Below are 11,678 nucleotides of genomic sequence, written 5' to 3'. Positions count from 1 at the left end.
AGAAATTCCATGTCAGGTTCAAGAAGGCCGTTGCCGTCGGGTTCGTGTGGATGGACGAGGCCTTGTTCCAGTCCGACCACATCTTGTCCACGTTGGCATGATGCGCGTAGAAGACGGGATCTTTCCCGGCTGAATCGAAGAATCCCATGTCGCCGCCGACATCCACGTGGACCGCGCCGTGGGGTGTTCCCTCCGGGATGCCGCTACCGCTCGCCGTGCCGCCGAACTCCGTAAAGGTGTCCGCCGTGAGGGCGGCCTCCATCACGTCTTCCCCGACATCTTCTTCCGGGACTTCTTCCGTCGGGTCCATGCTTCTGGTGCCGTTCCAAAGTGGATTGCTATTGTCGTTCGGATCGGTGTAGGCGCCAGGGAGCTTGCGGTGACTTGGGGTGTCCCAGTCCCAGTAGGGGAGGCGGAAATTCATGTCGCCGATCAGCTTCCCGAGAATGCGCTCATGGAAGTACAGATAGGCGCGGTGCCAGGCGAAAAATTGCCAGCTGAAATGGACCTGAGTGCCGACGCCGCAGTACCAGCAATGGACGTTGGCCTGGCGCAGGAATCCGCGTGGATCATTCGGGTCGCTGCTGTCGAGAGCGCGCATGGCCTTGTAGGCATCCTTGAGTTGTGTGATCTCTGCTGCACTCAAGGTGCTGGCGGGGCGGCGCGGGAGGATCATTCGACAGTCCTTACGCCAGGATTTCGGTGTCCCGGGATTTCCCGGGGGCTCGCACACGGCCAGCACCGATTCCGGCAACGCGAGGCCGCCGAACAGGCCAGTGCTCAGCGCCCCGACACCTAATCCCATCCGTTGAAGGAATGACCTCCGCGACGGCATGGTCGCCCACATGCGGTCGTCCAGATTCGACATGACCTACCTCCTTGTATATGGCGTCGTCTAGGAAGGCTCCGCGCCATCTCGATTGCGACGCCATGGTTGGATGGGATGCTGATTCATCAATAACCATGCCATAACAGAATGATGCATCTGATACTCAGATCGTTGGGTGTTGCGTGAAATGCCTCCCTGTCGATCCCGTAGGGTTCGTATCCGATGCGATACGGTGGCAGCTGGATGGATACAGGCCGTGGTGAAATGTTTTCAACCAACACAACTGATCGTCGCGAACGAATCGCAGAGCGGTGTTCGTTCTCTTTGCCAGAGTCTCTCGAGTTTATGGATCTGGTCTAGTCGGAAACCATTATGTGGTCTTAAGTGGCGAGGACGGACTGCCGTCTGCATTTCAGCTCTTTGGCGATGGCCCGGCAGGTTCTGAATCTTGAGGTAGGTTAATTCCGACTCATGTCGGATTCTCTCTCAGCGGAAAAAGGGGAAGGCTGAATCTTAATTCGGGCTGGATTGACCGCTTGCTTGGGTTCCACATTCGAACGGGTAAAGTCCGCTGACAAAGGAATCGTTCACTGAAATTGGGGAGTTACATCGACGGAGTTGGCTTTGTAGCGTGTTCATTATAGCCCTTTATGCCCCGGCTTTGACGATGGTCGATGAGACGCGGCGGAAGTCGTCGAGGTGAGTGGTGATACGGAATTTCACCATGCGTTGGAGCCGGCCGGCCAGCTGTGGCAAGAAGGATGAGGCATTGTTAGCCATAGATGAGCCCGCGTTCTTTGATGTCTTGCAGGAGATCCCGCCGCTCTTCGTTGAGCCTGGCATAGTCGGAGTAGGCATACATCTCGAACTCAGTACGGGCCTGGTCGTCATGACTTTTCAGGCATCGACCGGTACTAATAATCTGCGCGCGCATGACCGTCGTTGTACTCCTCAGATCCAGGAGGTCCACATTACGGCCCAGTCGTATGGCGAGTTCCTGTGCCAGATGAAAGAGCCGCTCAGCCGACATCGGTGTGCGCGCCAGCCGGGATGACCTGTCGAAAAGGTCGCATTGTGGGGCGACGTCTACCGCGCCAGGAATTTCACCAGCGCGACGCAAACCATGTAGAGGGCGAGTGAGCCGGCCATGGAGAGCCAAAAACCGATCCGTTCGACCCCATAGATCATGCAGCCGACATACACCAGCCAGGGGGGCACAAACCACAGGAGATTTTTGGCGTAGGTGACGAGATGGTCGTTGCCGCTGTTCAGGTAAATCAGCACGAATGTTGCGCCGGTCATTGCCGGGAAGGTGCTGGCGAAGGCGGCGAGAAATGACCGGCCTTGCGACCCGAGGTATGTCGAGATGCTGACGATTGTGCCGCCCAACAGGAAGTACAGTGCGTACTTCGCCCATTCACCCATCCGCCGCCTCCTTCACTCTTCGCGGAACGTGTTTCGCGCCTCCGCCTCGATCTCATGCCCCAGCCCGGTATAGCGTGGCGAAAAATGGAACACGACTAATTCGCGCACGCCCGCTTTCTTCGCCATGATGCCGGCCTGCCTGGCCGTGAGGTGGTACCGGTCCCGGGCTTTGTCCGCATCCCGATCCAGATAGGGGGCCTCACAGTAAAAGATGTCGGCCCCTCGCGCAAGCTCCACAATCTTCCGTTCGTTGTCTTCGTCGTAGCGAGCATCCACGACATAAACGATTTTCTGGCCACGCGTGATGGTGACGAAGCGTTCGCGGATCTCACCCAGAACAAACTCACGTTCTTCCCGGTGGTGCTCATGGTAGAGCGTGGCGATGAATCGAAAGTCGTCGGGCCGGCCTTGCCACAAATACTGTTTCACGTCCTTCAGCCAATAGCCTACCGGAAGCCCCGCTGCATGCAATCGCTCCTTGTTGACGTTGACATGAAACTGCTCCTGCAGCGCATAGGCGAATGAAGGGATGCGGTGATTGAGCGCGGTCGCCTGCACGGTGAACATGGGATCACGGAGTACGATGAAGGACCCGTCGGTCAGGCCCGGAGCCAAGGCTGTATCCGGTTCATCCTGGCGTTGAAATCCATTCGTGGCGTGAAAGGTTGCTGCCCGGATTTCGTCCGAGCGGAATTCTTGCACGGTGATGGAGAGGGGGTATCCATCCACGAGGTTCCAGGTGTAGCCGTGCAATTTGCCTTCAACATTGGCAATCAGGCCCGGTGGCCCATACAGTCGCAAGGTTTTGCCGCGGCCGAGGGCGACGCGCAGCAGGGCATCGAATCCGATGAAGTGATCCATGTGCGTATGGGAGATGAAGATGTCGTTGGCCCGAAGAAGACGCGTGGGGCCCAATGCGTGATTGTCACCAAGATCGAACAGGAACGCGCGCTTCGACCAGCGCACTTCGACAAACAGACCGGGGTCGCCGAAGACATCATTCACGAGGATGCTGGAGAAGGAAGGATTCATGGGTGCACCGGTTCGACCGTTACCCCAGCACTATGCGCATGACGCCGTACAACACGATGACCTCCACGGCATGCGCGACGATGGTGACAGACACGTTCCTGAAGGCAACCCATAAGGTTCCCCACACGAGACCGTCCCACACGGCGATCCAATGAAGATGTTGGAAGGTTGCCACCAGGAACGGATCGAACGCAAACAGTAGGGCGCTCACCGGCACAGCGATGGAGGCAGGAAGCCCCAGGGCCAGCAGCCGGCCCAAGAAAAATCCACGAAAGTTCAACTCGACGAAGGTCGCGATGAAGAGGATGAACCACGGCACCATGACGAAGAGGGGAATTTGAGCATGGGGCGTGTGGGCGAGAAATCGATAATCTCCTCCAAGCAGAGGAACCAGGTAGAGGATCACGAGGAGATTGAGCGTGCCGAGTACCAGCCCGGTAGGTATGCCCCAGCGGAGGCCTTGCGGAACGAGACTGCCGGTGAGTCCAAGCCGCCGGGCGGAGGAATGGTTGATGCGGCTCCAGGTGAGGAGGGCGGCATAGGCACAGAATTGAGGAAGGAACTGATAGAGGGGCAGTTGCCGAAGTTCGAGCGGAGAGGCGTAATACAGGAACGTGGCGGTGAGGGGGAGCAGCGCCAGGGCTGCCCCCCGTTCCTCGGTCTGTGTGGTACGGCTCGCGGACGCAACCCCAGACCCGGTCATCGGCTTGCTATTCGACGCGCAGGTTATAGCGCTCGAGCGTCGTGGCTTTATTCCGGGCCAGGTTCGACAGCGACTTGTTGTAGTCCACGGTGGCCCGCAGTTCATTGCCCTGTGCGGTGGCCAGGTCCCTCTGGAAGTCGAGCACGAAGCGCGTGGTGCTGAGTCCGACCTTCAGCCGCTCCTGTTCGGCCTGCAACTGCTTTTCGGCCATGATACGGGCCGAGCGCGTCGTTTCGATCCGTTTGAAGTCGGTGTGTACGCGGCGAACGGCTTCGCGGACTCCGACGATCACCTGTTGACGGACGCTTTGGAGCGACGACTGCGCATTGCGTGATTCCAGCTGACGCTTGTTATAGGTGCTGTAGGCGGAGCGGTTGCCGAGGGGATAGCTGAGGACGAGTCCGGCGCCGTAGTTGTAGAAATCTCCGCCGAAATTTCGTCTCGTCGCGTCGCCATAGTCGGCGCCGAGGCCCGAGAGCCCCATCGTGCCTTGCACCGACAGCGTGGGCAGGAGCTGATTCTTGGCGAACTTCACGTTGAGTTCGCTGGTCTCCACGTTTTTCCCGGCTTGGAGGATCTCCGGACGGCGGTCCATGGCGATATCGATGGCTTCCTGAAGGCTAATCGCTTCCAGCGAGGTGGTCGGGGGATCGGTCGGCATGAGGCGCAGGTCCTGCCGCAGTTCTTCTTCCGCCGGATTCAAGAGCCGGCGCAGTTGGTCTTCCTGGTCGCGGATGGATTTTTCGGCGACGAGAATCTGTTCGACGCGTGAGGCCACGGCTGCTTCTGCCTGCAGGACGTCGACGATCGACATGACGCCGGCTTTAGCCTTTGCGCGGTTGCTGGCCAGGAGTTCTTCCGCGGCTTTGAGCGCCGCCTGGGCCACCTTGAGGTTCTCATTGGCAAACACCATTTCCCAAAACGTTTGCTCGACGGAAGCGATGACTGTTAGGACGCGATCGAGGAACACGTGCTGCTCGACCGTGGCGTTGTTTTGGGCGATCGTGATGAAGGTCCTGTTGATGTCGGTGCCGAAGTTTTTCAGGAGCGGCTGCGTGACCGTGAGAGCGAGTCCCCCCGTCCAAGCCGGGTTGAAGAGAAACGTGTTGGGCCCGCTCACATAGCTGCGTTGTGGGCTGTAGTTGAGATCATAATTGGCGCCGGTCGAAAGATTTTGCGTGATGTCGGCGGTCACGGTGGACGTGTTCTGGTCAAACTTGGTGATGTCCTGCAGGTTCGCACCGGTGAAACCCAGAATCGGACGGTTGAGGGGCGACACCTGCCGGTTGTATTGGCCGTTGAGGCTCACGGTTGGGTCAAACTTCGCTTGCTCGATAATGATATCGGCCAGTCGGCTCTCCTTGGTCTGTCGACCGATATGGATATCGAGGTTATTCTGCAGCGCCTTCAACACGGCATCTGCCAGCGACATGGCTTCGCGACGTTCGGTGGGGACCGGTTTGGTCACGTCCAGGCTGAATGATGCGCTTGCCGTCCACAGCAGGAGCGCCGTTGCGCTGCCGATGCACAGGCATCCCCGGAGGATTGGATTGGCCATAACAAACTCCTTGCTGCGTGGTCTGGGTTGAGCCATACTGACTGCATACCGATGCTGGCGTGGTACCACAAACGGAGACCAGTGTCCATGCTCGGACGTGTGGAGGGATGTGAGTCGCTGCACTCAACTCATAGGGATTGCGGCCGTGGCGATGCTGTTGTGGAGCTCGCCGGCGGGGGCGCAATCTGTCTCCGGCGTGCGAGGCTTCAACGGGGGAGTCGCTCCGTTATTTAATCTCGCGGGCCCCGGAAATTTGTATGTGGACAACCAGGGGACGCAGGGATTTATCTACAATTTCGGGAATAACTTCGAATCGTATAATTTCAGAAACCCCACAACAGGGCAGGCGTGGAGCGGAGCCATCATGACGCTGGGACCGCAGCTCTCTGTGGGGCTTATTCAGGGGGCGAACCAGGCCGGTTCCCCCGTGGTGTTCCCTCCCGTACCGCGTGATGTCGGGGCGCTCCCGCTGATTCAGTCCGGTCTTCTCGACGACATTCCCTAGCCGCCTATCTCGACCGAAAGCATCGCCCCTGCGTCCGCCGAGCTTCCCCCTCGGCAATGTTCATTGCCGGTTCCATGCGCTGCTCTGGCACCTCACCTCTACATCAGAACAGGTGGTGTGCTGTGGCGGTTTGGTGTGTCGAGGCAAGCCCGTCACAGTCGCTTGCGTTCGATCGGTGAGTTATCAACAGAATCCACAGCCTGCACAGGCATCCTAGAGACGGTGAGCTTTGGAGAAGTGACCGTTAAGGTATTGATATTTCAGCTTGGTATCGGTTTGTAGCTCAGTGATCCTTCAGGTCAAGCTGCGTCGGTATGGCGATTGCTTTGCCCAGCGTGCGTGCGGTCGATCGGGTGCTCCTCTAGACCAGACGACAAAAAGATCGTAGCCATGTCAAAGATGTCAATTGAATCGAATGTGCAGAACGGAAAGAATGCCGACCGTACGGTAGTCGACGCGGAATTGTACCCGTTTCAGAGCGTGCATCTTCGTCGCTCACCGGTCACGATTAGAAGGAGATTGCGCGTATGAGGATTGCCCAGGTATCGCCGCTTTGGGAGAGCGTCCCGCCGAAGTTGTACGGGGGAACAGAACGTATCGTCTCCTACCTGACGGAGGAACTCGTCCGGCAAGGGCACGAAGTGACGCTGTTCGCCAGTGGCGATTCGGTGACGCGGGCAAAGTTGGAAGCGCCCTGCCAGCAGGCCCTTCGACTCAATACCGGCATCTTCAACCGCGAGGCGCCGCTCATTCAGATGATGGAGCAGGTGTTCGCCGCGGCCGACCAGTTCGACCTGATTCACTCTCACCTCGATTTTCTGGCATTTTCCCTTTCCCGCCGTTGCCGTGTGCCCGTCGTGACGACGCTCCATGGCCGCTTGGATTTGCCTGAACTCGTCCCGGTCTTCCGTGATTTTGCCGAATTGCCGCTCGTGTCGATTTCGGATTCTCAGCGCAAGCCTTTACCATGGTGCAATTGGGCGAACACGGTTTATCACGGGTTGCCGCATGACCTGTATAAGTTCCACCCGGAGCCCGGAAAGTACCTTGCGTTCCTGGGACGGGTTTCCCCGGAAAAGTGTCCGGATCAAGCGATCGAACTGGCCAAGCGGGTGGGGATCCCTATGAAGATGGCGGCGAAGGTGGACCCGGCGGACCGCGCCTACTTCGAGCGGGTTGTGGAGCCACTCCTCGACCATCCCTTGATCGAGTTTGTCGGCGAGATCACAGACCGGGAAAAAAGCGATTTTATCGGGAATGCCATCGGATTGATCTGTCCCTACGATTGGCCTGAACCGTTCGGCCTCGTGTTGATTGAGAGCTTGGCCTGTGGTACACCGGTCCTCGCTTACCGCCGGGGTTCGATCCCGGAAATCATCGGTCATGGTGAGACGGGTTTTATCAGCGAGAATCTTGATGAAATGGTGAGCCAGGTGGAGAAGCTCAGGACCATTGACCGGCATCGATGCCGGAAAGTGTTCGATGAGCGATTTACCGCTCAACGCATGACCAACGACTACGTCAAGATCTATCAACAACTCATCGCTGATGCCGCTGCGCTCCCGGGGAAACCGAGGCCGCAGCATGCTTCGAACCTCTAGTCATCGCGATCGCAACCTCGCGGAAGGACCAGCATGGCAGACGAGTCGCAGCCCACTTCTGAATCGAATGCCGCCGGATGGCGGTTGTTAGGAACCCGGGATTTCGGGTGTCTTTGGGCAGGCCAGGTTATCTCCCAGATCGGCGACGGCCTGAACAAGGTCGCGCTGTTGTGGTTCGTCTATGAACTGACCGGATCGGCGCTCAAGATGACCGCCATCGGGCTCCTGCAGACCATCCCGCCGCTGGTGTTTGGTCCGCTCATCGGCGTCTACCTCGATCAACTCCCCAAGAAAACCGTCATGATCGTCGTCGATCTCTTACGAACATTGATGGTCTTATTGATCCCGCTCTTTTATACGTTCGATATGCTCACGCTCGAGCGGTTATATGTCCTGGTGTTCCTTATCTCGATCGTGTCGACCATCTTCGGGCCGGCTCTGGCTTCAGCCGTGCCGCTCATCGTGCAACGTTCCCAACTGACGACCGCGAACGCGTTCATCCAGAGCACGACCAACATCGGGGTGTTGTTGGGACCGGCCATGAGCGGTTTAGGCATCGCACTGATTGGCGCACAGAACGTCCTCTACGTGGATGCCGCGACCTTTTTGGCCTCGGCGTTGTTCCTCTTCCCGATCCGGGTCCGCGAGGTTCGAACCGGGAAGGCGATCGATGTGTTGTCCACTCCCGTGATGCAGGACATGATGGTGGGGTTCCGGTTCGTGTTTTTGCAGCATCGGGTCGTCTTCGCCTTGATGATCACCGCGGTATTGTACAACCTGGCGATCAGCGCTTTCGTGTTCCTGCTGCCGGTGGTTGCCAAGGAATTGCTGCAGGTGGGACCGATGGAGCTGGGTTGGCTGTGGTCGGCTCTCGGAATCGGCATGTTGGCCGCGTCTATTTGGCTGGCCAGAACCCCGCAGGGCACGTTCCAAGATCGGATCGGTAAGGTCGGGCGATCGTTGACCATCGGTGGAGTTGCGGTGTGCACCCTTGGGTTGATCCAGACGCCGGTATTGTTCAGCACGTTCCTGCTGATCGTGATCATCGGTGGAAGTACCTCGCTCTTCTACCCGGTCGTTTGGGCCATGCTTCAGGAAGTCACCCCAGAGCACTTGCTCGGGCGCGTGTTCACCACCTTTAGCGTCGGGAGCATGGCGTCGGCGATGGTCGGCATGGCCGGATTCGGATGGGCTGCCGATGCCTTGGGGCCGGCCGTGAGCCTGATCGGAATCGGACTGCTGTTGTTGGTTACCGCAATGGTCACGGTGCAGGTCAGCCGCCGTGGCCTCATGGTCAGTCCGGCTGTCGCCTAGTCTTTTCCCTCACATCTTCTCCATAGGACATTCGCGGCAGCACTCCCGAGCTGCGCATCAGCGCGCTGCCGCCGCGGGCCTGTTCCACCTCCTGTCAGTGTTGCTTTCTGATTCTCCCTCGCGTATGTCTTTTCTACCCGGGGGAGGTGCCGTGTTTCAGGATAGCGGGAACGTGGGCGCTGGTGACCGACCACGGGGTTTGGGTTCATTTCCACACATGAGGGGCATATGCCTATGCGGATGATGCAGGCCGGTTGTGCGATAGGGGTGTTCACGCTTGCCGTGACATCTGGTTTATGGGGGATGGGCTCTGTCGCGTGGGCGGAGCAGGCCCCGGAGGGGAAACAGGAGACGCCTCCGGCGCCGAAGGCGAAAGATCCCGAAGTGAAGGCGAAAGACCCTGACCCGAAGCCCCGGGAGGCAGATGTCAAATCGAAAGACCCGGAACCCAAACCAACCGAGCAAAAAGCCAAGGATTCCGATGCCAAGGTGAAGGAGACGGAGTCTAAAGGCAAGGACGTGGAGAGTAAGCCCAAAGACGCGGAGCCGAAAGCAAAGGCCAAGGAGTCCGAGCATAAAGCCAAAGAGGCAGAGCAAAAACCAAAAGAGTCCGAAGCCAAACCCAAAGATGCTGAAACGGTTGCGGAGCATCCTTGTCCATCCGTGCCGCACTTGGTGGAGGCCAAACCAGCGGCTGAAGCCCAGGCTCCTGCAAGCGACCCTGCTGCGGGCGATCGTCAGAAGGCGGCCGAGCCGGAAGCCAAGAAGCCGGTGCGTTCGTCGATGGTCACCGCCAAGCTTGCGCTCATGGCGGATCCTCGTCTGTTCCCGTATGACATTGAAGTCGACGCCAAGGATAAAGATCTCGTGCTACTAGGCAAGGTGGGGCAAGAATCGGACAAGCGCGTGGCTACAGATATCGTGCGGTGTCTGGAAGGCGTCCATGCCGTGGAAAATCGTCTCAAGATCGAGGCGGATGCGGCTCATAGTTTGCTTGGGGAACGCGACAAGATCATCACGCAGCTGGTGAAGGAACGGTTTGAGAAAAGCAAAACCTTGCAATCGGTCAAATTCGATGTGAAAACAGAGGACGGCATCGTCAGCCTGACCGGGGCGACGCGTTTCCAAATCATCGTGCTTGAAGCGGCTCAAGCCGCCCGCCAGATTCCAGGTGTGCGCGCGGTGAATACGGATGCGGTGCGACTGGTGGCCGGAGAGTAACGCAAGGGCCGTGAGGCTGGTACGACAGGAGGTTCGACACGCAGTCTGCTGACGCCATAACCACAGCACGCGAAAGCGGAACCGGGCCGGGACGCCCGAACGTGAAGTGGTCGCCGCATCTGTTGACGCGCGACTTTACGCTCGTCTGGTGGGGCCAAATGGTCTCGCAGATCGGCGATGGCGTGTCGAAGCTCGCGCTGCTCTGGTTTGTCTACTCCATTACCGGCTCCCCCCTCAAAACGACGATGATCGGGCTGCTGCAGACCCTCCCGCCCATTTTGTTCGGCCCGTTCATCGGTGTGATCGTCGATCGGGTTCCCAAAAAACTCCTGCTGATCAGTAGCGATCTGATCCGTGCGATCGTCCTGGGTGTGTTGCCCTGCCTCTTGCCGGTGGATTCCTTCAGTATCGAGCGGCTGTATCTTATGGTGTTCGTCCATGCGGTCGCGTCGGCGGTGTTTGGTCCGGCCCTGACGGCAGCGATTCCCTCCTTGGTGTCCCGTCATGAATTCACGGCGGCCAATGCCTTGCTCCAGACCACGACCAGCATCGGCATTATCCTCGGGCCGGCCTTGAGTGGCGTGGGCATTGCGACCATGAGCTCGCAGGAGGTGCTGTGCGTCAATGCGGTGAGCTATGTGATTTCGGCGGCGTGTTTTTTGTTCATCCGTTTCCCGCAGACGGTGACGCAGCCGGGGCGTGACGGCTCCCTCTCCGGCACGTTGAACGAGGTCCTGGAAGGGTTTCATTATGTGCTCCGTCGGCAGCGGGTCATCCTGATGTTGATCGGGGCTGCCTCGATGTATACCTTTGCCACGAGCGCCTTCAGCACTCTGTTCCCGGTATTCGGAAAAAAATTGCTGGACCTTGGGCCGATCGAAGTCGGCTACCTGTGGTCGGCATTCGGCATCGGGCTGCTGCTGGTTTCGCTGGGCCTCGTGTCCTTGTCGTCCTGGTCGTTGCCCAAGCGTATTCAACTGATGGGGATGTCCAGTCTTGTCAGCGGCGTGGCGTTGCTCGGGTTGATCGTCACCTCGAATCGACTCGCAGCGGCGGCGTTGATGGTGATCATCGGAATGGGTGCCGGGACGCTCACGCCGGTGGCGTGGGGAGTGTTGCAGGAAATTGCGCCGGCCTCCCTGTTGGGGCGGGTCTTGGCGATTTACAATCTTGGCGCGATGACGTCGGCCATTGCGGGCATGACGATCTTCGGCTGGGTGACGCAGGAGTTCGGCGAGCGTCCGAGCGTATTCGGCATCGGCGTCGGGTTATTTCTTTCCGCCGGGGTTTCCATGCGGGTCGGACGCTGGGTGCAGACCAATTGGGCGGAAGCGACGGTTCCCGCTGAGGGTGAGACCCCTGCGGTGGTGATGGTCACACAGCCGACCAGCCACTGACGCACACCCGTTTGATAGTCGCGCGGCGGGGGGCCTCTCAACCCGCGTTGGATGAAGACTCAGCGGAGTTTGTTGTGACAGGTGGTGCCAGGC

Annotated in this window: 11 protein-coding genes; 5 read left to right on the top strand and 6 right to left on the bottom strand. The window is 58.8% G+C overall.

What is annotated here, in order from left to right; genetic code table 11:
• The 6 genes from JNL86_17070 to JNL86_17045 all read right to left on the bottom strand — a co-directional run.
• A partial coding sequence (locus tag JNL86_17070; protein ID MBL8044622.1) for a tyrosinase family protein occupies positions 1–868 on the bottom strand: 868 nt, incomplete at its 3' end.
• 733 nt (positions 869–1,601) lie between these two features.
• Positions 1,602–1,859 carry a hypothetical protein gene (locus tag JNL86_17065; protein ID MBL8044621.1) on the bottom strand — a complete coding sequence of 86 codons (258 nt, stop codon included), beginning with the start codon at positions 1,857–1,859 and terminating at the stop codon, positions 1,602–1,604.
• 56 nt (positions 1,860–1,915) lie between these two features.
• Entirely contained in the window at positions 1,916–2,254 is a 339-nt protein-coding gene (locus tag JNL86_17060; GenBank protein ID MBL8044620.1) for a DUF3147 domain-containing protein, read from the bottom strand.
• 12 nt (positions 2,255–2,266) lie between these two features.
• Entirely contained in the window at positions 2,267–3,286 is a 1,020-nt protein-coding gene (locus JNL86_17055) for a hypothetical protein (protein MBL8044619.1), read from the bottom strand.
• A 19-nt stretch (positions 3,287–3,305) separates the two neighbouring features.
• Positions 3,306–3,989 carry a hypothetical protein gene (locus JNL86_17050; GenBank protein MBL8044618.1) on the bottom strand — a complete coding sequence of 228 codons (684 nt, stop codon included), beginning with the start codon at positions 3,987–3,989 and terminating at the stop codon, positions 3,306–3,308.
• A 7-nt stretch (positions 3,990–3,996) separates the two neighbouring features.
• Positions 3,997–5,547 carry a TolC family protein gene (locus tag JNL86_17045; GenBank protein ID MBL8044617.1) on the bottom strand — a complete coding sequence of 517 codons (1,551 nt, stop codon included), beginning with the start codon at positions 5,545–5,547 and terminating at the stop codon, positions 3,997–3,999.
• 145 nt (positions 5,548–5,692) lie between these two features.
• Between JNL86_17045 and JNL86_17040 the strand changes: the two genes are divergently transcribed.
• From JNL86_17040 to JNL86_17020, 5 genes are all read left to right on the top strand, one after another.
• Complete coding sequence (locus tag JNL86_17040; GenBank protein MBL8044616.1) at positions 5,693–6,052, top strand: hypothetical protein; 360 nt, start codon at positions 5,693–5,695, stop codon at positions 6,050–6,052.
• Between the two features lie 527 nt (positions 6,053–6,579).
• Positions 6,580–7,653 (top strand): glycosyltransferase family 4 protein, encoded by a 1,074-nt coding sequence (locus JNL86_17035; GenBank protein ID MBL8044615.1) that lies wholly within the window; start codon positions 6,580–6,582, stop codon positions 7,651–7,653.
• A 33-nt stretch (positions 7,654–7,686) separates the two neighbouring features.
• Positions 7,687–8,967, top strand: a complete 1,281-nt coding sequence (locus JNL86_17030) for an MFS transporter (protein ID MBL8044614.1) — start codon at positions 7,687–7,689, stop codon at positions 8,965–8,967.
• A 228-nt stretch (positions 8,968–9,195) separates the two neighbouring features.
• Positions 9,196–10,188, top strand: a complete 993-nt coding sequence (locus JNL86_17025; GenBank protein ID MBL8044613.1) for a BON domain-containing protein — start codon at positions 9,196–9,198, stop codon at positions 10,186–10,188.
• A gap of 56 nt (positions 10,189–10,244) precedes the next feature.
• Complete coding sequence (locus JNL86_17020) at positions 10,245–11,585, top strand: MFS transporter (GenBank protein ID MBL8044612.1); 1,341 nt, start codon at positions 10,245–10,247, stop codon at positions 11,583–11,585.
• Positions 11,586–11,678 lie beyond the last annotated feature (93 nt).

Origin of the sequence: Nitrospira sp., from assembly GCA_016788885.1 — a bacterium.
GTDB lineage: Bacteria > Nitrospirota > Nitrospiria > Nitrospirales > Nitrospiraceae > Nitrospira_A.
The sequence above is the reverse complement of the archived record's forward strand: the minus strand, read 5'-3'. Positions and strand labels throughout refer to the sequence as shown.